Raw genomic sequence first — 20,016 nt, forward strand, 5'->3', positions numbered from 1 at the left:
CCCCGGCGGGGGCTGCTGGCACACTGGGGGGATGCAGACCTTCCTCCCCTACGCCGACTTCGGGCGCAGTGCGGCCGTGCTGGACCAGCCGCGGCTGGGCAAGCAGCGGGTGGAGACCCTGCAGATTCTGCGGGCGCTGGTGGTGCCGGACTACGGCTGGCAGAACCACCCGGCGACGCTGATGTGGATGGGCCATGTGCCTGCCCTGGTCGCCTACGGCCTGGCGATGGCGGATGAATGGATCGGCCGCGGACATGCGGATAGCACCCGGGAGCAGATCCTGGAGTTTGCTCCGGAGGCTGAGGCCGGAGACGTGGGCCTGCCGTACTGGGTCGGTGATGAGCGGGTGCACCGCAGCCACCGCTCCAACCTGATCGCCAAGGACCCGGCCTTCTACGGCCCGCGGTTTCCGGACATCGAGGGCGGGCTGCCCTACGTCTGGCCGGAACCGCGCACGCTGATCCGGCCGCAGGATCCCCCCGGGGGGATCTGGGCGGCGCGGACGGGGCCGCCGGAGCGGGGCCGGGCGCTGATCCGGCTGCCGATGCTTTCGGTCAAGGGCACCCCGGTCACCGGGAAGCCTGGCCGCCAGCTCGCGCGGCTGCTGGAGGACATGGCCGACGGCGATCCGGTGGCGGTGCTGGCCGGGGACCCCTCCGTCGTGCTGCTGGGAACGGCCGGACCGGTGCGGCTAACCAACGACACCGCGGAGCGTGAGGTGCTCCTCACCGGGCAGGCCGCCCGCAGCGACTTCGCCAGCCCGGCGCTGCTGCAGGATCCGCGGACGCTGTTCCGGGTTCCCGCCCCGCAGCCGGCCGGCGGCCGCACGGACTGAAGTCCGGGCGGCGTCAGCCGTCGGAATCGGCCGACGGCGTCGGCGGCACGGCGGTGCTGGAGCGGACCACGAACTCGGTCGGATAGTAGCCGTGCAGAAGGTCGGGGGCGGGGGCACGGTTCTGCAGCAGCGACAGGACGGCCTCGACCGCGGCGGCGCCCTGGCCGGCCGGGTCCTGGCCGATGGTGGTCAGGCCGAAGACCTCCGCCAGCTCATGGTCGTCGATGCCGATGACGGACAGGTCCTCGGGCACGCGCAGGCCCAGTTCTCGGGCCGCCAGCAGCGCTCCGACGGCGATTTCATCCGCCGCGCAGAAGATGCCGGTGACCCGGGTGTCCGGGTTGGCGAGCAGCCGCTTCGCAGCGGTGCGGCCGCCGGCCACGCTGAATTCGGAGCTCGCCAGCCACTGCGGCTGCACCTGGATGCCGGCTGCGGCCATGGCGTGCAGGTAGCCGTCCTGCCGGGTGCTGCCCATGCGGAAGTCACGTTCCAGTTCCTCGCCTCCGCCGATGTGGGCGATGCGCCGGTGTCCCAGGGACAGCAGGTGCCGGGTGGCCAGGGCGGAGATGCTGAACTCGTCGACCCGGACGGTGGGGGTGTCCGGCAGCGGGCCGCCGATGGCCACGATCGGCTTGTCCACGGCACGCAGCTGGCCGAGTTCCTCCTCGGTGAGCCGCAGCGCCACGGTGATGACGGCGTCGAGCCGCTTGCGCCGCAGCATCTCCTTCAGCACGCTTTCCCGGTGGCCCGGACCGTCGCTGGTGTTGTAGAGGGTCAGGTCGTATCCCGCCTCGATGAGCGCCGACGCCGCGCCCTCCAGGACCTGCGAGAAGTACCAGCGGCCCACGCTGGGCATGACAATGCCGATGTTGCGGCTGCGCCCGGAGGCCAGCGAGGAGGCGTTGTAGGAGATGACGAACCCCAGTTCGTCCGCTGCCTGCTGCACCTTCCTGCGCGTGGCCTCCGAGACCCGCCCGTTGCCGCTCAGCGCCCGTGAGACGGTCGCCGCCGAGACGCCGGCGCGGGCGGCGACCTCCTTGATACCGGCTCCCCGGGCACGTTTTTCCACGGATGTCAGGCTAGCCGAAGCCAGACGCTCGTATCCGGGTGGAGCACCCCGTCCCGCCCCGCCTCCGGGTGGCTGCCGAGCAGCAGCTCACCGGCGGGCAGCTGCACGGGGGCGCCGCCCATGTTCATGACGGCGAGCACGTCGCCGTTCACCAGGGCGATGACGCCGGCGTCGTCGTGCTCCGGCCACCAGGCCAGCGTGCCGTGGCCCAGCGCCAGTTTCCGCCGCAGCCGCAGCGCGGACTTGTAGAGGTTCAGCGTGGACCCCGGGTCCGCCGCCTGCCGGTCGCGGGCCAGTCCGGCCCAGTCCCCGGGCTGGGGCAGCCAGCTCGCGCCGGAGCTGCTGAACCCGTAGGCGGGCGCGTCGGCGGTCCAGGGCAGCGGCACGCGGCAGCCGTCGCGGCCCAGGCGCTCCCCCGCGGTGCGGTGGAAGGTGGGGTCCTGGCGGTGGCCGTGGTCGAGCGTGGTGTGCTCCGGCAGGCCCAGTTCCTCGCCCTGGTACAGGTAGACGCCGCCGGGCAGCGCCAGCATGAGCAGGGTCGCTGCGCGGGCACGGGCCAGGCCGAGACCGTAATCGGGCTGCGGATCCGCCGGGCCCAGGCCGTCGCCCGGCCGGGCGTGGCCGGAGGTCATGCCGAAGCGCGAGACGTGCCGGACGACGTCGTGGTTGGACAGCACCCAGGTGGTCGGTGCACCCACGCGGTCGAAGGCGCGCAGGGAGGACTCGATGATCCGGCGCAGGTCCCAGGCGTTCCAGGGGTGGTGCAGGTAGGCGAAGTTGAACGTCTGGTGCATTTCGTCCGGGCGCACCCAGTCCGCCAGGCGGTCCAACGGATCGATGGTGGCTTCGGCGCAGAGCACCCGCTCGCCGTCGTACTCGTTCAGGATGCTGCGCCAGCGGCGGAAGATGTCGTGGATGCCGTCCTGGCCGAACATCGGCGCCTCATGGCCGGGGAAACCTTCGCTGGAGGAGCCGTCGGCGCGCCCGCCCCAGTCCGGCAGCCCGGACTTCTTGATCAGCGCGTGCGCGACGTCCACCCGGAAGCCGCCGACGCCGCGGTCCAGCCAGAAGCGCAGGATCCGCTCGAACTCGTCGTGCACGGCGGGGTTGTCCCAGTTGAAGTCCGGCTGCGAGGAGTCGAACAGGTGCAGGTACCACTGGCCCGGCGTGCCGTCCGGCTCGGTGATGCGGGTCCAGGCGGAGCCGCCGAAGTGCGACTGCCAGTTGTTGGGCGGCAGCTCGCCGTGCTCGCCGGCGCCGTCGCGGAAGATGAACATGTCCCGGGCCGGGGAGCCGGCCGGGGCGGCGAGGGCGGCCTGGAAGAGCGCGTGCTGGTCGGAGCAGTGGTTGGGCACCAGGTCCACGATGACGCGGATGCCGTGCCGGGCCGCCTCGGCCGCGAGCGCGTCGAAGTCCTCAAGGGTGCCGAAGATCGGGTCGACGGAGCAGTAGTCGGCGACGTCGTACCCGGCGTCCTTCTGCGGGGACTTGAAGAAGGGCGAAAGCCAGATCGCGTCAACGTCCAGCTCGGCGAGGGCGGGAATGCCGGCGGTGATGCCGGGCAGGTCGCCGATGCCGTCGCCGCGCAGGTCGCGGAAGGAGCGGGGGTAGATCTGGTAGATGACCGAGGAGCGCCACCAGTGGCGGTCCCGTTCGGCCCACGCATCATGCACGGGCACAAGGGAGGCTCCCGGCAGCGATGCGGTGGGAGTGGCAAGAGAGCTAGGCATGCCTTGCATCCTAGGGGATCTGCTCGCCAGTAGTGCAAACGCTTACATAACGGTTTGAGCGTGTCCTGACGCGGGGCCAAAGCGCGTTCCGACCGCGCCATCCGGGCTGATGACGGGGTCAGTGCGTGCCGTCCTTCTCGCCACCGTGAGGCGCGTCATTGAGGAACTGGACGAGTGATGTGCACGCGCTTACACTTTCCCCATGCCGCCGTCCGGCCACCGGACAGGCTAACCACACTTCCCCGTTCCATCACGGGGCCCAACACAGAAGAGGTACACCAATGAAGGTGCACAAAATGGGTGGGGCTGCCCGCGGCCGCCGCACCCTGGCTCTCGGTGCGGTGTCCGTCACCGCAGCCCTCGTCCTCAGCGCCTGCGGCGGATCCGACGCCGGCGAAAACGCCGAGAGCGAGGACCTCGCCACGGCCGGCGCCACGACGCTCACCATGTGGGTCGACGCGGAGCGCTCCCCGGCCCTGACCGACGTCGCCGCCCGTTTCAAGGAGGACACGGGCATCGAGGTCAAGCTGGTCACCAAGGACTTCCAGCAGGTCTCGGACGATTTCATCACCCAGGTTCCGACCGGCAAGGGCCCGGACCTGATCGTGGGCCCGCACGACTGGCTGGGCAAGTTTGTCCAGAACGGCGTGGTCGCGCCGGTCGAGCTGGGCGACAAGGCGGAGCTGTTCCAGGATTCGGCCATCCAGGCGATGACCTATGAGGGCAACACCTACGGTGTCCCCTACTCCATCGAGAACATCGGGCTGCTGCGCAACGCCGACCTCGTTCCCGAGGCGGCCGCCACCATGGATGAGGTCATCGCCAACGGCAAGGCCGCGGTGGCCGACGGCGCCGCGGAGTTCCCGTTCCTGGTGGGCCTGGATCCCAAGCAGGGCGACCCGTACCACCTGTACCCGTTCCAGACCTCCCTGGGCGCTCCGGTGTTCGGCACCGACGAGACCGGCGGCTATGACGCCTCCAAGCTCGAGCTGGGCAACCCCGGCGGCGCCGAGTTCGCCGCCAAGCTGCTCGCCTGGGGCGAGGCCGGCGAGGGCATCCTGAACTCCAACATCTCCCCGGACATCGCCAAGGAGAAGTTCAGCGCCGGCGAGTCCCCGTACTTCCTGACCGGTCCGTGGAACGTGCCGGACGCCGTCGACGCCGGCATCAACGTCGTCGTGGATCCGCTGCCCACCGCCGGTGACCTGCCGGCCCAGCCGTTCATCGGCGTCAACGGCTTCTTCATCAGCGCCAAGAGCGAGAACGCCCTGGCCGCCAATGAGTTCGCCCTGAACTACCTCACCACCGAGGCCGTGCAGGACGCCATGTTCGAGGCCGGCGGCCGTCCTCCGGCCCTGACCGCCTCCTTCGAGAAGGCCGCCTCGGATCCGGTGGTTGAGGCCTTCGGCGCGATCGGCGCCAACGGTGTCCCCATGCCCGCGATCCCGGAAATGGAAGCCGTGTGGGCCGACTGGGGCGGCACCGAGCTGGCCCTGATCAAGGGCGAGGGCGAGCCGGCGTCGGCCTGGGCCGCCATGGTCTCCAACATCGAATCCAAGATCGCCAAGTAGCGGTATTCCGCTCAGGCGGACATCGGGCGGGCGGGGCCGGTGCCCCGCCCGCCTGCGCCGAAGGAAGAAATCATGGTCGCATCAGTGGACACTGCCGTCCGCCCCTCAAAACCTGCTCCGCCGCGCCCGCCGCGCCGCGGCCCCGACTCCGTGGCCGGAACCCTGGCCAAGATTTTGCTGCTCGGACTGGTGGACGCGTTCGCCGTCTTCGTCCTGATCACGCTGTTCATGGCGGAGAAGTGGCTGATCCTGGCCATCGCCGCCTCGGTCACCCTGCTGATCAACTGGATCTACCTGCGCCGGGGCGGGCTGCCCGCCAAGTACCTGGCGCCGGGCGTGCTGTTCCTGATGGTGTTCCAGGTCTTTGTGGTGGCCTACAGCGGCTACGTTGCCTTCACCAACTACGGCGACGGGCACAACAGCACCAAGGATGACGCAATTGCGGCCATCTCCCTCACCGCCCAGCAGCGCGTCCCCGACTCCCCCGCCTACCAGGTCTCGGTCCTGGAACAGGGTGATGACCTGTTCCTGCTCGTCACCGATCCCGACGGCGGGGTGCAGCTGGGCGGCAGCGAGGAGCCCCTGGCCGCCGTCGACGACGCCGAGGTCGGGTCCGCCGGCAAGGCCGTGGGCGTCGACGGCTACCGGACGCTGACGTTCAACGAGCTGCTCAACCGGCAGTCGGAGATCCTGGCGCTCCAGGTGCCGCTCAGCGACGACCTCGACGACGGCACCCTGCAGACCGCCGACGGATCCAACGCCTACGTCTACACGCCGGTGCTGGTCTACGACGAGGCAGCGGACACCTTCACGAACATCGAAACCGGGACCGTGTACCGTGACGGCGGCGAAGGCTCCTTCGTGTCCGACAGCGGCGAGGCGCTCGCCACGGGCTGGAAGATCAACGTCGGGTTCGAGAACTTCGAGCGTGCGCTGACCGACCCGAACCTGCGCGATCCCCTGCTGAGCGTCATCGCGTGGACCTTCACCTTCGCCGTGGCCTCGGTGGCCCTGTGCTTCGGGCTCGGACTGTTCCTGGCGATCACGTTCAACCACCCCACCCTCAGGGGCAAGCGGATCTACCGGGTCCTGATGATCCTGCCCTACGCCTTCCCGGCCTTCCTGGCCGGTCTGGTCTGGTCCGGCATGCTGAACGAGGAGTTCGGATTCATCAACCAGGCTCTGCTGGGCGGAGCCTCGATTCCGTGGCTGAACGATCCGTGGCTGGCGAAGGCCAGCGTGCTGCTGGTGAACACGTGGCTGGGCTTCCCCTACATGTTCCTGGTCTGCACGGGGGCACTGCAGTCGCTGCCCGAGGAGGTCAATGAGGCCGCCCGGATGGACGGGGCGAGCGCCTGGCGGATCTTCCGCTCCATCAAGCTGCCGCTGCTGCTGGTCTCCACTGCACCGCTGCTGATCTCCACGTTCGCGTTCAACTTCAACAACTTCAACGTGATCTTCATGCTTACCGGCGGCGGGCCGCGCTTCCCGGATACCAGCCAGGACATCGGCGCCACCGACCTGCTCATCACGGTGGTGTACAAGGTGGCGTTCGGCCAGGGCTCCGGCCGTGACTACGGCCTGGCCAGCGCGCTGGCCATCCTGATCTTCATCATCGTGGCCGTTATCTCCGCAATCAGCTTCAGGCAGACCAAGTCGCTGGAGGAAGTGAACTCATGAGCGCTGCTACAGAGTCCCGTCCCGCTGCCGTGCAGCGGGACCTGCGCCCCCGGCGACGCCGCTTCTCAGCGTGGTTCCGCGATACGGGGTGGCGTCACCTCGTGGGCTGGGTGACCGCAGCCTTCGCGCTGCTGCCCCTGGTCTATGTGCTGTCGGCCGCGCTGAGCCCCACCGGCACGCTGGTGTCCTCCGGCGGGCTGTTCCGGAACGTGGGCCTGGACAACTTCCAGGCACTGTTCTCGGATCCGCAGAAGCCGTTCGCCCGCTGGTTCCTGAACACCCTGGTGATCGGACTGGTCACCAGCGCCGCGACGGTCTTCCTGGGGGCGCTGGCCGCCTACAGCTTCTCGAGGATGCGGTTCAAGGGCCGCCGGATGGGCCTGCTGAGCCTGCTCCTGCTGCAGATGTTTCCGCAGATGCTCGGTGTGGTGGCGATCTTTCTGCTGCTGTCGGGGATCAGCGACGTCATTCCGGCACTGGGCCTGGGCAGCCAGCTGGGCCTGATCATGGTGTATCTGGGCGGTGCGCTGGGCGTGAACACGTACCTCATGTACGGGTTCTTCAACACGGTGCCGCAGTCCCTGGATGAGGCTGCCCGCATCGACGGCGCCGGTCATTTCCAGATCTTCTTCACGATCATCCTGCGCCTGGTCACTCCGATCCTCGCGATCGTGGGGCTGCTGACATTCATCACCACTACGGGTGAGTTCATGATCGCCTCGATCGTGCTGAACGATCCGGACTCGCAGACGCTGGCCGTGGGGCTGTATTCGTTCGTGGGCGACAACCAGTCCCGCACCTGGGGCGTTTTCTCCGCGGGCGCCGTGCTGGCCGCGGTTCCGGTGATGGCGCTGTTCCTGTTCCTGCAGCGCTACATTTCCTCCGGCCTGGTGGCGGGTGCCGTGAAGGGCTGATGCGGTTCGGCATGGCGGCGCGGGCCGCGGAGGGCTTCGGCTTTCCGCGGCCCCTGCCGTCTCAGACGCCTGACAGCGGCAGAAGCGGTGCAAAGAGGAAGAAGACAGGCCGCTTTACTGGCTGATCGTGACAACGTCTTCGGCTGTCCAAGTGCCGTTGGCGTGCCTACCTTCAATCATCTGGACGGCAGGCCGGTCGTCGCCGGGGTAGGTCGAGAGGTGCCCCTCGGGCGAATGGTATTCCAAGTCGTCCTGCATATATTGGACCAGCACTTGGAACCGCCCCTCCGGTGTCTCGACGAAATTAGACGCCAAGCTTTGTATGTTGATGCGTGCCCCAGCCATCCAGTCGTTTCCCGCATATCCTGTTTGCACGGGCGGATAGTAACTGTTACAGGCAACGCAGGCAGGGCCGCTGACAGCCCGGAGAGGGGCTGTATCGCCCGTCTCGTAGCCGTAGTTCGCCAGCGCGTACCAATGCCGTGCAAAGGCCTCCAGCCCCTCCTTGGAGAATTCCTTGGCCTCTTCAGGCATGATCGGAAGAGGGACGTTCTGCGCCGGCCCCTCAGCGGACGCCCGAACGTATCCCCCAGGAGGCGAGGGCGCTGCGGTTGCACTGACAGCTGCCGGTCCGGACTCGTCGGAAACAGCACGTTGTGTTCCCGTGCTGGACGTTGAAGGAGGCAGGTTGGATTTTCTGTCGCTGCCAGCGCAAGCACTTAGGCCCGGCAAGAGCGACACGAGCAGGGCAGCTCCGGCGAGCAACCGAAGCTTGGCGCGCCAAACCATTTGAACCCCCGGCTAGTATTCAATCGTGACGACGTCTTCGGCAATCCATCCAGACCCGGTGTAGGCCGCTTGGATCATCTGGACGGCTGGTGTTTTCCTTCCTGCAGTTGATTCGAGGATCCCGGTCTCGGCATGGAACTCGAGAGGGTCTTGAGTCAGCTGAATAAGGACCTGATAACGCCCCTCGTTCGTGGGCGAAAACTTCGTGCCGACGGACATGACCTCCAGCTCTCCTCCCACCAGCCATTTTCCATCGGCGTACCCCCGATCAATGACCAGATACCAGCTATTGCACGCTGTACAAGCAGGACCGCTGATATCACGGATCAACCTGGTTTCTCCGCTTTCATATCCGTGATTTACGAGGGCAAACCAATGCCTTGCAAAGGCCTCCAGCCCACCCTTGGAGAACTCCTTCGCCTCTTCCGGCATCACCGGAAGAGGGACGTTCTGCGCGGGGCCGGCAGCAGAAGCGGGAACGTAGCGGCCGGTCGGTGAAGGCATCGAGGATACGGGGGGATGTCCCGCCGAAGGTTTGGAGGTTGAGCCCCCGGACGAGGACCCCGTGGCAGATGGCCGTTCTTCGGCTCGCTCGTCTCCGTCACTGCAGGCGCTGACGCCCAGCATCAGGGACGACAGCAGGACGGCCGAGCTCACGGACTTACCGATGGTTCGACGCACAGAGATGACCTGGCCTTCCATTTTCAGCAGCCGAAGCCCGCGGGATTCACCAAGCAGTTGTCGGCCACGTTTCGGGACTCGGACCGCCAGATGCTCAGCAGCTGCGGCGGTGAAGCGACCTGGGCCCGTCCGTCGATGGCGATCATCGGACCGCCGTTGACCGAGTACTCGCCGGAGAAGTACGTGGTGACTGAGACCTGGTAGTCCCCAGTGGCGGCGTACACGTGGCTGGTCTGCGTCGGTTCACCCCATCGTTCCTCCGGCAGCGGACCGCCGGGCACAGGGCTCGGTCCGTATGAGGTGCCGTCGCCGTAGTTCCACTCATACTCGGTCGGCGTGGCCACGATCCGCAGGTTTTGACCCAACAGGGTCATGTCGAAGACCTGCTCCCGGGTATCCACGAACATGTTGGTGTGCATTCCGACCAATGAATGCGGTCCGGGCTGAATGACAAGCTCAGCCGCCGCGATCGGCCGCTGCTGAAACTCGGAAAGAATGACCGCACGGATCTGTTCTTCCAAGCTTTCTGGTTCCTCCGAGTACACGCAGGTGGGTCCACCGTATGGCAGCCACGTTGCCGGATCAGCTGACTTCAGACCGCTGTACCACTGCACTGCCGTTCCGCCCTCAGCCTCATCACAGCTGAACCCCAGATCCGCGAAGCACTTGATGCTTCCCACGTCTCCTTCAAAACACAGGGCAACAAACCGGAAACCATTCAGGTTGTCAGCTGCGCCTATTGGGACATCGGTATACAGGCCTGACTCCGGATCCTGCTGCCACACACCCGCGGTTACCGAACCGTCGCCGAACCCCCCCGCCTGCATTCTTCCCTGCCTTGGCAGTGCCTGATCCCCCGAGGAGTATGCACGCCATGAGCATGAGAGCCGTGCATACCCGGCTAGCGCTGGATAGTGACGAGCTCATCGGCGAACCAGCCCTCTTCTCTATACGTGGCTTCCATCATCTGCACGTATAGCTGATCGTTCCCCGGCTCTGACCCCAGATATTCTTCAGGGCTATAAAACTGCAAAGGTTCCTGGGTCATCTGAATGAGAACTTGATAGCGCCCCTCTGGGGTGCGTATGAACTCCGATACCACCGATCTGGCCTCAATCTTTGCACCGGCCATCCAGTCGTCCTCCACGAAGCCTTCTTCTACGACCGGATACCAGTTGTTGCATCCGAAACAATCCGGACCACTGAGCGCACGTACTGGTTGCGTATCACCGGTTTCATATCCGTAATTGAGCAGTGCATAGAAGTGCCTCGCAAAGGCCTCCAAGCCCTCCTTTGAGTTCTGTTTCGCCGCTTCCGGCATCACGGGAAGCGGGACGTTTTGCGCCGGCCCCTCGGCGGACGCCGGAACATATGCGGCGGACGGGGAGGATGACGCGGTTGCGACGGAACCGGCGGAGCTGGTTGCCTCGGTCCCTGCGGTCTCCGTTGCCCCGGCAGACGGAGCGTCATCAGCCCCCGCGTCGCCGTCGGCGCAGCCGCTGACGGCCAGGACCGACGACAGCAGGGCAGCCGCGGCCAGGGAACGGACCTTGCCAGACGGAACCATGCAACCCCCCGGATGGAGACGGACCGCCTGCTCGAACGACGGTCAGAGACTGCCGCCGAAGGTACCCGCCTGCGCCGAAAACGCCAGCGTGGACGGGAAAACGACCCTCTACAGCCACCCAACTGGGACCCACCCTAGGCCCTCAGGCTCCCCCTCATTCCTTATCCACAAGAGGAGTTTTCGCCTGCGTTCGCCGCGCACCGGCCCCCGCCCGCCCTGCGGCACCGGCTCCTACCGGGCGTTCCGCAGGGAGGTGAGCATCCGCACCACGTCCCGGTACTCCTCAGTCTGCGGATAGGCCGCGGCCTCTTCCAGGAACTCCGGGCTCTCCGGGGGCTGCCCGCTCACGAACTCACCCATAAACCGCCCGCCGCTGCTCTCGGTAAAGCGGAAGAAGTCGAACAGCCCGCACTGACCGGTCTCCTCCGCACCGCTCACTACTGCATAGGTAGCCTTGGACGGGCCTTCCGCCGGATCCACGGAGTGGTACACGAACCGCTGCTGCGTTCCCCCGGTCGCGGTCAGCTCGGGCATCGGGCGCGCCTCGTACTCCGTGTACTGCGGGGGTTCGGCGGGCGGGCTGCATTCCTGGCCCACGATGAGGCCGGTGTCCAGCGCCGCGACGATCCGGCCTGCACCGTCCCTCACCCTGACCGACACGCCGCCGTCGGGATCGTTGGCCAGCGGATCGACGGCGCTCACCGACCAGTCCCCCGGGTATTCGAAGGCCAGCTGCCCGTCGGCCGTGGTGTACATACTCCACTGCGACGGCTGCGACGTCTGTGCGGACGGGTCTTCCTGTGCCGGCGGTGCGGCGCATGAAGACACAGTCATCACGGCAATCAGCACTGCGGCGGCGCTGGTGTTACGGTATCCCACATCGGCTCCCCGGAGATCTCCGCCTCGGGCACTCATGCTATCGAGACAGCACGGGGCATCCCAGACCAACGGCGTTTTCACGCCTGGAGCCGGCTCTTTCACGTGCAGCGCCGCACAGGCCCCCTTATTCCACCCGGCGCTGCGGCGCCGTGACTGTTGGAGGTTCCGATTACCGACATCTCAGCTGAACACGACGTCTACTTCGGCACACCGGAGGAAACCCCGGAAGCGGAGGACCTGCAGACCGCTTCGCTCGCCGTCCTCCGCCGGGTCGGCGAGCGGCCCGACGTGGCCAAGGTCAAGGGGCGCCTGACCCTGATGGACACCGGACTCACCCCGCACCAGGCGATGGTCGAGGACCTGCTGTTCGTCCGCCGGGTGCTCGACGACGCCGGCATCGCCTTCCTGCTCGTGCGCGGCAACGATGAACGCCCGGTACTCGCCGTGGACCTCGGCGCCCGGATGCAGCTCGCCAAGGCCATGGTCGAGGCCTGCCGCGAGGAGCCCTTCTATGCCCGCAGCGTGGACCGCAAGGCCCGCACCCGCCTGATCGCCGACGGCGAGCTCGCCCCGGCCGAAAGCCGCATCATCCGCGTCTTCCGCCCGCGCTGTGAAAGCGGCACCAACCTGGTCTACGGCGCCTCCGCCGGCGTCCAGCTCGAGCTCTGGGACCTCTCCGGTGAACAGATCACCCTCCCGGTGGAGAACTCGCTCACCCGCCGCACCCTCCCGGCTTCCGAGGTGGTCCGCGGCACGGTCGAACGGCACGGGCTGATCTGGCCCACCATCGAGAACATGTTCGCCGACCACGCCACCGATATCCGGTTCGACGTCGACCTCGTCTTCTCCTGGGTTGACGGCAGCTCCCCCGAGTACCAGGCGGCCCGCGCCGCGCGGATGAAGAACGCCGTGGTGGGCGAGGGCGACGATCACGAAGCCCGGTACCGGCAGATCAACGAACTCAAGTACGCGCTGCGCTCGGTGTATATGTTCGCCCCCTGGATCCGGCGGATCTTCATCGCCACCGACTCCGCCGCCCCCGCCTGGCTCGCGGAGCATCCCTCGGTCACCCTGGTCCCGGCGGTCGAGCACTTCAAGGACCCCTCGGTGCTGCCCACGCACAATTCGCAGGCCGTGGAGTCCCAGCTGCAGCACATTCCGGACCTGGCCGAGCACTTCCTGTACTCCAACGACGACATGTTCTTCGGCCGCCCGGTGGGCCCGGACATGTTCTTCTCCCCCGGCGGGATCACCAAGTTCATCGAAGCCAGCACCCGGATCGGCCTGGGCGCCAACGACCCGGAGCGCAGCGGCTTCGAAAACGCCGCCCGGGTGAACCGGCGCCTGCTCTGGGAGCGGTTCGGCCGGATCACCACCCGGCACCTGGAGCACTGCGCCGCGCCGCTGCGCCGCAGCGTGCTGCTGGAGATGGAAGCGGTCTTCCCGGATGAGTTCGCCGCGACCGCCGCCAGCACCTTCCGCGCCCAGGACAACATCTCGGTGACCAACTCGCTGTACCACTACTACGCGCTGCTCACCGGCCGCGCCGTCACGCAGGAGACGGCGAAGGTGAAGTACGTGGACACCACCACGCGTGCGGGTCTGCGCAGCATGGACAAGCTGCTGGCCAAGCGCAATAAGGACATGTTCTGCCTCAACGACGGCTCCTTCCCGGAGGTCTCCGCCGACGAGCGGGCCGAGCGGGTGACGGCGTTCCTGGAGGCTTACTTTCCGATCAAGGCACCCTGGGAGAAGTAGCCCGGGAACGCGCCGCGGCCAGGAAGGCCTCCAGCAGGGCCGGGAACTGGCCGGGGGCCGTTCCCGGCGCCTCCGGGTGCCACTGCACGCCCAGCAGCCACCCGGCGTCGGGGTCCCGGCCCTCGATGCCTTCCACGACGCCGTCCCCGGCGGTGGCGCTGACGCTGAGCCCCTCCCCCAGCCCGCGGACCGCCTGGTGATGTCCGGACTGCACCGGAACCCTGCCGTCGTCGGACGCCTTCTCGAGGACGGCCGCCAGCAGGGTGCCGGGGCGGACGACGACGTCGTGCGCCGCCATGCCGGCGGTGTCCCGGTCCGTGTGGTCGGCGAAGACCTTATGCACCGATCCGGGGCCCAGGTCCTCCGTCAGGGTGCCGCCGAAGGCGACGTTGAGCAGCTGCATCCCCCGGCAGATGCCCAGGACCGGCAGGCCCTGCTCCGCGGCGTCCCGGATCAGCGCCAGCTCTGCCTCGTCGGCGTCACGGCAGACGTTGCCGAGGCTCGGATGGCCGGCGTCCCCGCCGTACAGCCGCGGGTCCACGTCACCGCCGCCGAGCACCAGCACGCCGTCGAATCCGTTCACGCCGGCGGGTCCGCCGGCGGCGGCGTCGATCTCCACCGGATCCGCGCCCGCAGCGGCCAGCCCCGCCACGGCGGCGGCGGCCAGCCGCCCGAGCTTGGCGGAGAACTGCGGGCTGTGGGACGCGGCGGTCCGGGCCCAGGAGACGGCGGTGCGGGGTGCGGGCGAAGCGGCCATGGCCCGAGCCTACTCCGGGCCGCGGCGCGGTTCGAGGCACCGCGGAACGGCGGAACGGGAACCGGGACACTGCACCGGGGCCTTAACGCCGACGGCGGCGGCCCGCCGAAGCGAGCCGCCGCCGTCGTTGGTCAGGCAGGGACTAGCGGGTGACCACCACGTGCTCGTTGGGCACGCAGTGCGTCATGGTGAGGCCCTCGACGTTGCGCGGGCCGTTGTGGCCCAGGTTCTTCATGCGCTCGGTCTCCTCCTCGTTCAGGGTCTGGGTGGCCAGCGGGCCGAGGTCCTTGACCTCGTCCAGGCTGATGCCCAGGCCCTCGCCCACACGGGCGCCCAGCTCGTCGTCGCACATGTAGAAGTGCCAGAGCATGCGCTCCTGCACCTCGCGCACGGCCTGGGAGATGTTGGCAACGAAGTTGGCGACCAGGTCGTCCTTCTCCCACTGCTCCATCAGCTGGTAGCGCTGGCCGGCCTGCATGTAGTCGTTGGTCCGCTCGATCCGGGCGCGGGTCAGGCGGCCCTGCAGCTCGGGGCCGACCTCGGCCTGTGCCAGCTTCGGAGCCTCCTGCAGCCCGCCGGTGATGTTCGGCTCGTAGTTCACGTGCGGGTTCTGGCCCGGCGCGAGGTCGGTGCCGTAGGACATCTGCCCGCCGCGCTGGTTGGTGGCCACCTTCGCGTTCTTGGCGGAGTTGACCGGCAGCTGCAGGTAGTTCGGGCCCACCCGGTAGCGCTGGGTGTCGGAGTAGCTGAAGGTGCGGCCGACGAGCATCTTGTCGTCGGAGAACTCCAGCCCGTCCACCAGCACACCGGTGCCGAAGGCGATCTGCTCGTTCTCGTTGTGGTGGTCCTGGACGTTGCGGTTCAGGGTCATCGTGCCCACGTACTTAGGCTCGAACTCCTGCTCCGGCCAGGTCTTGGTGTCATCGAGCGGGTCGAAGTCCAGCTCCGGGTGGTCGTGGTCATCCATGAGCTGGACGTACAGGTCCCACTGCGGGTAGTCGCCGCGCTCGATCGCCTCGTAGAGGTCCTTGGAGGCATGGCCGAGGTCCTGGGCCTGGATGTTCGCGGCGTCCTCTTCGGTCAGGGACTTCACGCCCTGCTTCGGCAGCCAGTGGTACTTGACCAGCTTGGACTCGCCGGCGGCGTTCACCCAGCGGTAGGTGTTCACGCCGAAGCCCTGCATGTGGCGGTAGTCGGCGGGGATGCCGCGCGGGCTGAACAGGTTCACCAGCATGTGCATGGACTCGGGGGTCTGCGACATGAAGTCGAAGATCCGGGCCGGCTCCTGGCGGAAGGTGACGGGGTCCGGCTTCAGGGAGTGGATGACGTCCGGGAACTTGATGGCGTCGCGGATGAAGAAGACGCCCAGGTTGTTGCCGACCAGATCCCAGTTGCCGTCCTCCGTGTAGAACTTCACGGCAAAGCCGCGCGGGTCGCGGGCGGCCTCCGAGGAATCGCGGCCGCCGATCACCGAGGAGAAGCGGATGGCGACGTCGGTCTTCTTGCCGGGCTCCGAGAACAGCTTGGCGCGGGTGTACTTCGAGATCGGCTCGTCGCCCCACTTGCCGCTGGCTTCGAACTCGCCGTAGGCCACGAACCCGCGGGCGTGGACCACGCGCTCCGGAATCCGCTCACGGTCAAAGTGGCTGATCTTTTCCAGGAACTGGTAGTTCTCCAGGGTGGCCGGACCGCGGGAGCCGACGGTGCGGGTGTTCTGGTTGTCGTACACCGGGTGGCCCTGCCGCGTGGTCAGGTGGTTGGCGGGTTCGCTCTGCCCGGCGTTGGAGGGATTGGGGTTCTGCTCTGCGTCTGTCATCACGTTCTCTCTGAGTAGAGTATTGAGCTGATCAGGGTAAACAACTGCCCATCTACACTCTTATGGCCGGTTCCCGGGACCGTCAAGTTGGCTGGAAAGGCCGGGCTGGCGCGGCAGGGGGCAACGCTGCACACTGGGAGCATGAGAAACGATGACCTCCCTCCCGTCGTGGAACTCACCGCCGAGGAGTCGTGGAAATACCTCGAGCACACGGCCCACGGACGGCTTGCGGTCAGTGTGCAGAACCGCCCGCACATCTATCCGCTGAATTACGTTGCACGGGACGGTCGCATCGTGTTCCGGACCGCTCCCGGCACCAAGCTCGCCGAACTGGCCGTGAACTCGAACGTCGCCTTCGAAGCGGACGGCATCACCAGCGACCAGGCCTGGTCCGTGGTGGTCACCGGTACCTCGCGGCTGCTGGAGCGCTCCGCGGAGATCGAGGCAGCGGACGCGCTGCCGCTGGAGCCGTGGGTCCGCACACTGAAGTACCAATACGTGGAAATCCGGCCGGAGCGGATCACCGGACGGTTCTTCAACCTCGGCCGGGAACCTGCGCGTTACGACATCTGAGGCGGATAGCCCGGCGCCCCTGCCATCTGCCGCGGCTCCGGGATCCGGACGCCGGCCCGGTCCAGGCGCCTGCCCGCCTCCTCCGGGCCCACCTGTTCCCCCACGGTCGGGGCCTCGTCGAGCGGCACCACCGAGTGCACCACGGTGTGGTCGTACACGTGCACCATGTTGAAGCCCTGCGCCGCGTCCTGTCCCCGGGTCCCCGGCGTCGCCAAATCCTGGGTGTAGCAGGTGGCGGAAGCCACCGAGACGGGTATGCCGGCGAAGGTGGCGAACGTCGAATAGTGCAGGTGTCCGGCAATGATGGCCCGGACATCGGAGCCTTCCAGCACCTCGGCCAGCCGCTCCTGGTCCCGCAGCTCCACGAGCACGCTGAGGTCCTGGACGCTGGGCATCGGCGGATGGTGCAGCGCCAGGATGGTGCCGTGGGGCGCCGGGACGGCTAGCTCGTTCCGCAGCCACTGCAGCTGCGCGGGGTCCAGCTCGCCGTGGTGGTATCCCGGCACGCTGGAGTCCAGCGTGATGATCCGCAGCCCGGACACGTCATAGCTGCGGTCCACCGGGCGGAGGTCCGGTGCCTCCCCCAGCAGTTCGGCCTTGAATCCGGCACGGTCATCGTGGTTTCCCACTGCGAAGATCAGCTGCGCGCCCATCTCCCGGGCCGCCGGCACCACCAGCTCCCGCAGGGCGGCGTAGGCGTCGCGTTCCCCGCGGTCGGCGAGGTCGCCGGTCAGGACCAGGGCGTCCGGGCGCATCCCCGAGCTGCGCAGCCGCTCGAACAGGCGGTGCAGGCGGGCGCGGCTGTCGACGTCGCCGTACAGCAGCCGGTTCCCACCCACCAGGTGGGTGTCGCTGAGATGGAGGATGAAATGTCGCGGCCGGGGATGCTCGGCCGGGAGGAATTCCATGGGATTTCCTATTCGTCTCGACAGGTGCTGGCTACCTGCCTCCATGTAAGCAGAAACACATCCGGAAGGCTAAGCGGTGCCGCGGCGCGTGTTCCTCCTGTGGCCCCGTCTGGCGTTTGCGGGCAAAACGGCATTAGGCTCAGGGAAAGAAGCACCCTTACTTTCGAAGGAAGGACTTTCCATGAAGCTCAGCCAGATCCCGCTGCGCCTGACCACCGGCGCTTTCATCCTCAACTCGGGCCTGAACAAGCGCAACCTCGACGCGGACAGCGCCGCAGGTCTGCAGGCGATGGCCGCCAACGCCTTCCCGCAGGCCGCAGAGATGGAGCCGGAAAAGTTCGGCAGGCTCATCAGCGCCGCGGAGATCGGCGTGGGCGCCACCCTGCTGGCACCGTTCGTTCCCGGGCGGCTCGCGGGACTGGTGCTCGGCGCGTTCTCGGGCGGCATGATCGCGATGTACCTGAAGACGCCGGGCATGACCGAGGCGGACGGCATCCGCCCCACCCAGCAGGGCACGTCGCTGGCCAAGGACGTCTGGATGGCCGGCATCGCCGCTTCGCTGCTGATGGCCAAGAAGGCCCGGACGAAGGTCAAGGTCGTCAAGGCGCCTGCTCCGGCCAAGGCCGGAGCGGCCGCTGCCGCCGTCAAGGGAGCCGGCAAGGCCACTCAGAAGGCCACCCAGAAGGCCGCAGGCAAGGCCGCCGGGACGGCGGCAAAGGCTGCCAAGGCCGCCAAGTCGGTCAAGTCCTGATCATCTGAAGCTGAGACCGGCGCGGCGGCCGGCGTGGTCCCCGAGGGGATGACGCCGGCCGCCGCGCTGTACTGTACCGGCCGGGCCGCGGCCCGGCCGGCAGCCACGGCTCAGGTCAGTACCCACACCGATTCGTCGGAACCGAGCTCATGCGGTTCGCCGCCGGTGCTGGACAACAGCACCCGGCCGGCGGGTACCGGCACCGGGGCCGGTCCGAAGTTGAGCAGGCACTGCAGCGGGCCGCGGCGGAAGGCCAGCACGTCCGGCCCGGCATCGATCCATTCGATGCCGTCGCCCGGTGCCAGCGCCAGCAGCTGCCGGCGGGCCCGGACGGCGCGGCGGTACAGCGCCAGGAACGATCCCTCGTCACCCTCCTGCTCCGAAGCGGCGTACCGGCCCCACCCCTGGGGCTGCGGCAGCCACGGCTCCTCCGCCCCGAACCCGAAGCCCGCTTCGTCCGCATTCCAGGGCAGCGGCACCCGGCACCCGTCCCGCCCCTTTTCCAGGCCGCCGGTCCGTTCGTGGATGGGGTCGCGCAGGGCCTCCGCCGGAAGGTCCGGCACCTCGGGCAGCCCGAGTTCCTCCCCCTGGTACAGGTAGGCGGCGCCGGGCAGGGCCAGCGTGAGCAGCACCGAGGCCCTGGCCCGCTTCTCTCCCAGCGCATCATCGGCGGGCGGTTCGGTTCCGTTGCCGGCCAGCCACTTGACCGGGTCGGTGCCGTTGGGCAGTCCGTAGCGGGTCCGGTGCCGGACGACGTCGTGGTTCGACAGCACCCAGGACGTGGAGGCCCCCACGGACGCGACGCCGGCGAGCGCCGCGTCGATGACCCGGCGGAACTCCCCTGCCTGCCAGGGGCAGCGCAGGTAGAAGAAGTTGAAGGCCTGGTCCAGCTCGTCCTGCCGCACGTACAGCGGCAGCCGGTCCAGGCTGACGCCGGCCTCGGCCACCGCGAGCCGCGGCGGATCGTACTCATCGAGCACCTTGCGCCATTCCCGGTACACCTCGTGGACCTCGTCCCGGTCCCAGAAGGGGTGGTTGTCCCCTTCCGGCGGCGAAAGCAGCGGGGCGATGTCCGCGCCGTACGTGTTCCGTAGCGGCAGGTCCAGATCCTTCATCAGCCCGTGGGCGACGTCGATGCGGAACCCGTCCACGCCGAGGTCCGACCAGAAGCGCAGGGTGCGGTCGAAATCCTCCCGGACCGCCGGGTTGCGCCAGTTGAAGTCCGGCTGCTCACGGGAAAAGATGTGCATGTACCACTGCCCGTCGGGCACCCGGTCCCATGCCGGGCCGCCGAACTTCGACTGCCAGTCCGACGGCGGCAGCTCCCCGTTCTCGCCCTGCCCGTCCCGGAAAATAAACTTGTCCCGCTCCGGCGAGCCCGGCCCCGCCGCGAGCGCGGCCTGGAAATCCGGATGCGCGTCTGAGCAGTGGTTGGGCACGATGTCGACAATGATCCGGATGTCGCGCGCATGCGCCTCGGCCAGCAGCGTCCGGAAGTCATCAAGGGTTCCGTACATGGGATCGACGTCGCGGTAGTCGCTGACGTCGTACCCGCCGTCGGCCTGCGGCGAAGGGAAGAACGGGGTCAGCCAGAGCGCGTCCACGCCCAGCTCCTCCAGATAGTCCAGCTTGGACACGACCCCGGGCAGGTCACCGGTGCCGTCTCCGTTGGAGTCGGCGAAGCTGCGGACGTAGACCTGGTAGATGACGGCGTCGCGCCACCATGTGCTGTTCATTG

The 20,016-nt window shown here is 67.9% G+C and carries 18 protein-coding genes; 7 read left to right on the forward strand and 11 right to left on the reverse strand.

What is annotated here, in order from left to right; translation table 11 throughout:
- The first annotated feature begins 31 nt into the window (after positions 1-31).
- Complete coding sequence (locus tag AC5RV6_RS13090; RefSeq protein WP_494007756.1) at positions 32-835, forward strand: MSMEG_6728 family protein; 804 nt, start codon at positions 32-34, stop codon at positions 833-835.
- 13 nt (positions 836-848) lie between these two features.
- On the opposite strand, the gene AC5RV6_RS13095 is transcribed toward AC5RV6_RS13090, so the two are convergent.
- Both AC5RV6_RS13095 and AC5RV6_RS13100 read right to left on the reverse strand, forming a co-directional pair.
- A complete protein-coding gene (locus tag AC5RV6_RS13095; RefSeq protein WP_494007757.1) occupies positions 849-1,904 on the reverse strand; it encodes a LacI family DNA-binding transcriptional regulator in 1,056 nt (351 codons plus the stop codon).
- A gap of 5 nt (positions 1,905-1,909) precedes the next feature.
- On the reverse strand, positions 1,910-3,634 hold the full coding sequence (locus tag AC5RV6_RS13100) for a glycoside hydrolase family 13 protein (RefSeq protein WP_494007758.1): 1,725 nt from the start codon (positions 3,632-3,634) through the stop codon (positions 1,910-1,912).
- Between the two features lie 281 nt (positions 3,635-3,915).
- On the opposite strand from AC5RV6_RS13100, the gene AC5RV6_RS13105 reads away from it, so the two are divergent.
- The 3 genes from AC5RV6_RS13105 (at position 3,916) to AC5RV6_RS13115 (ending at position 7,799) form a co-directional block, all read left to right on the forward strand.
- A complete protein-coding gene (locus AC5RV6_RS13105) occupies positions 3,916-5,205 on the forward strand; it encodes a sugar ABC transporter substrate-binding protein (protein ID WP_494007759.1) in 1,290 nt (429 codons plus the stop codon).
- A 72-nt stretch (positions 5,206-5,277) separates the two neighbouring features.
- Complete coding sequence (locus tag AC5RV6_RS13110) at positions 5,278-6,885, forward strand: ABC transporter permease subunit (protein ID WP_494007760.1); 1,608 nt, start codon at positions 5,278-5,280, stop codon at positions 6,883-6,885.
- A complete protein-coding gene (locus tag AC5RV6_RS13115) occupies positions 6,882-7,799 on the forward strand; it encodes a sugar ABC transporter permease (protein WP_494007761.1) in 918 nt (305 codons plus the stop codon). The genes AC5RV6_RS13110 and AC5RV6_RS13115 overlap by 4 nt, the downstream gene beginning before the upstream one ends.
- Positions 7,800-7,913: 114 nt before the next feature.
- On the opposite strand, the gene AC5RV6_RS13120 is transcribed toward AC5RV6_RS13115, so the two are convergent.
- From AC5RV6_RS13120 to AC5RV6_RS13140, 5 genes are all read right to left on the reverse strand, one after another.
- Positions 7,914-8,588, reverse strand: coding sequence for a DUF6318 family protein (locus tag AC5RV6_RS13120; RefSeq protein ID WP_494007762.1), 675 nt, complete (start codon positions 8,586-8,588; stop codon positions 7,914-7,916).
- 12 nt (positions 8,589-8,600) lie between these two features.
- Positions 8,601-9,092 carry a DUF6318 family protein gene (locus tag AC5RV6_RS13125; protein ID WP_494007763.1) on the reverse strand — a complete coding sequence of 164 codons (492 nt, stop codon included), beginning with the start codon at positions 9,090-9,092 and terminating at the stop codon, positions 8,601-8,603.
- Between the two features lie 200 nt (positions 9,093-9,292).
- Positions 9,293-9,688 (reverse strand): PKD domain-containing protein, encoded by a 396-nt coding sequence (locus AC5RV6_RS13130; protein ID WP_494007764.1) that lies wholly within the window; start codon positions 9,686-9,688, stop codon positions 9,293-9,295.
- A gap of 482 nt (positions 9,689-10,170) precedes the next feature.
- On the reverse strand, positions 10,171-10,836 hold the full coding sequence (locus AC5RV6_RS13135) for a DUF6318 family protein (RefSeq protein WP_494007765.1): 666 nt from the start codon (positions 10,834-10,836) through the stop codon (positions 10,171-10,173).
- Positions 10,837-11,067: 231 nt separating this feature from the next.
- Positions 11,068-11,592 carry a hypothetical protein gene (locus tag AC5RV6_RS13140; protein ID WP_494007766.1) on the reverse strand — a complete coding sequence of 175 codons (525 nt, stop codon included), beginning with the start codon at positions 11,590-11,592 and terminating at the stop codon, positions 11,068-11,070.
- Between the two features lie 279 nt (positions 11,593-11,871).
- Between AC5RV6_RS13140 and AC5RV6_RS13145 the strand changes: the two genes are divergently transcribed.
- Positions 11,872-13,473, forward strand: a complete 1,602-nt coding sequence (locus AC5RV6_RS13145) for a stealth family protein (RefSeq protein ID WP_494007767.1) — start codon at positions 11,872-11,874, stop codon at positions 13,471-13,473.
- On the opposite strand, the gene AC5RV6_RS13150 is transcribed toward AC5RV6_RS13145, so the two are convergent.
- Both AC5RV6_RS13150 and AC5RV6_RS13155 read right to left on the reverse strand, forming a co-directional pair.
- The gene (locus AC5RV6_RS13150; RefSeq protein ID WP_494007768.1) at positions 13,451-14,230 is read right to left on the reverse strand and encodes a gamma-glutamyl-gamma-aminobutyrate hydrolase family protein; all 780 of its coding nucleotides are present in this window, start codon (positions 14,228-14,230) and stop codon (positions 13,451-13,453) included. The genes AC5RV6_RS13145 and AC5RV6_RS13150 overlap by 23 nt on opposite strands.
- Positions 14,231-14,372: 142 nt before the next feature.
- On the reverse strand, positions 14,373-16,046 hold the full coding sequence (locus AC5RV6_RS13155) for a catalase (protein WP_494007769.1): 1,674 nt from the start codon (positions 16,044-16,046) through the stop codon (positions 14,373-14,375).
- A 141-nt stretch (positions 16,047-16,187) separates the two neighbouring features.
- On the opposite strand from AC5RV6_RS13155, the gene AC5RV6_RS13160 reads away from it, so the two are divergent.
- Entirely contained in the window at positions 16,188-16,619 is a 432-nt protein-coding gene (locus AC5RV6_RS13160; protein ID WP_494007770.1) for a pyridoxamine 5'-phosphate oxidase family protein, read from the forward strand.
- On the opposite strand, the gene AC5RV6_RS13165 is transcribed toward AC5RV6_RS13160, so the two are convergent.
- Positions 16,607-17,527, reverse strand: coding sequence for a phosphodiesterase (locus tag AC5RV6_RS13165; protein WP_494007771.1), 921 nt, complete (start codon positions 17,525-17,527; stop codon positions 16,607-16,609). The genes AC5RV6_RS13160 and AC5RV6_RS13165 overlap by 13 nt on opposite strands.
- Positions 17,528-17,708: 181 nt before the next feature.
- Here AC5RV6_RS13165 and AC5RV6_RS13170 point away from each other — a divergent pair, with 181 nt between their 5' ends.
- Positions 17,709-18,278 (forward strand): hypothetical protein, encoded by a 570-nt coding sequence (locus tag AC5RV6_RS13170; protein WP_494007772.1) that lies wholly within the window; start codon positions 17,709-17,711, stop codon positions 18,276-18,278.
- A 110-nt stretch (positions 18,279-18,388) separates the two neighbouring features.
- On the opposite strand, the gene AC5RV6_RS13175 is transcribed toward AC5RV6_RS13170, so the two are convergent.
- Positions 18,389-20,014 (reverse strand): glycoside hydrolase family 13 protein, encoded by a 1,626-nt coding sequence (locus tag AC5RV6_RS13175; protein ID WP_494007773.1) that lies wholly within the window; start codon positions 20,012-20,014, stop codon positions 18,389-18,391.
- Between the last annotated feature and the right edge of the window lie 2 nt (positions 20,015-20,016).

Source organism: Arthrobacter saudimassiliensis, from assembly GCF_059090665.1.

Excerpts from the sequence above, each read along its gene's own strand:
- AC5RV6_RS13165 (WP_494007771.1), bottom strand. The coding sequence starts at position 17,527 with ATGGAATTCCTCCCGGCCGAGCATCCCCGGCCGCGACATTTCATCCTC.
- AC5RV6_RS13100 (WP_494007758.1), bottom strand. The coding sequence starts at position 3,634 with ATGCCTAGCTCTCTTGCCACTCCCACCGCATCGCTGCCGGGAGCCTCC.
- AC5RV6_RS13110 (WP_494007760.1), top strand. The coding sequence starts at position 5,278 with ATGGTCGCATCAGTGGACACTGCCGTCCGCCCCTCAAAACCTGCTCCG.
- AC5RV6_RS13135 (WP_494007765.1), bottom strand. The coding sequence starts at position 10,836 with ATGGTTCCGTCTGGCAAGGTCCGTTCCCTGGCCGCGGCTGCCCTGCTG.
- AC5RV6_RS13115 (WP_494007761.1), top strand. The coding sequence starts at position 6,882 with ATGAGCGCTGCTACAGAGTCCCGTCCCGCTGCCGTGCAGCGGGACCTG.
- AC5RV6_RS13170 (WP_494007772.1), top strand. The coding sequence starts at position 17,709 with ATGAAGCTCAGCCAGATCCCGCTGCGCCTGACCACCGGCGCTTTCATC.
- AC5RV6_RS13130 (WP_494007764.1), bottom strand. The coding sequence starts at position 9,688 with ATGCACACCAACATGTTCGTGGATACCCGGGAGCAGGTCTTCGACATG.
- AC5RV6_RS13160 (WP_494007770.1), top strand. The coding sequence starts at position 16,188 with ATGAGAAACGATGACCTCCCTCCCGTCGTGGAACTCACCGCCGAGGAG.
- AC5RV6_RS13105 (WP_494007759.1), top strand. The coding sequence starts at position 3,916 with ATGAAGGTGCACAAAATGGGTGGGGCTGCCCGCGGCCGCCGCACCCTG.
- AC5RV6_RS13120 (WP_494007762.1), bottom strand. The coding sequence starts at position 8,588 with ATGGTTTGGCGCGCCAAGCTTCGGTTGCTCGCCGGAGCTGCCCTGCTC.
- AC5RV6_RS13175 (WP_494007773.1), bottom strand. The coding sequence starts at position 20,014 with ATGAACAGCACATGGTGGCGCGACGCCGTCATCTACCAGGTCTACGTC.
- AC5RV6_RS13150 (WP_494007768.1), bottom strand. The coding sequence starts at position 14,230 with ATGGCCGCTTCGCCCGCACCCCGCACCGCCGTCTCCTGGGCCCGGACC.
- AC5RV6_RS13090 (WP_494007756.1), top strand. The coding sequence starts at position 32 with ATGCAGACCTTCCTCCCCTACGCCGACTTCGGGCGCAGTGCGGCCGTG.
- AC5RV6_RS13155 (WP_494007769.1), bottom strand. The coding sequence starts at position 16,046 with ATGACAGACGCAGAGCAGAACCCCAATCCCTCCAACGCCGGGCAGAGC.
- AC5RV6_RS13140 (WP_494007766.1), bottom strand. The coding sequence starts at position 11,592 with ATGTACACCACGGCCGACGGGCAGCTGGCCTTCGAATACCCGGGGGAC.
- AC5RV6_RS13125 (WP_494007763.1), bottom strand. The coding sequence starts at position 9,092 with ATGCCTTCACCGACCGGCCGCTACGTTCCCGCTTCTGCTGCCGGCCCC.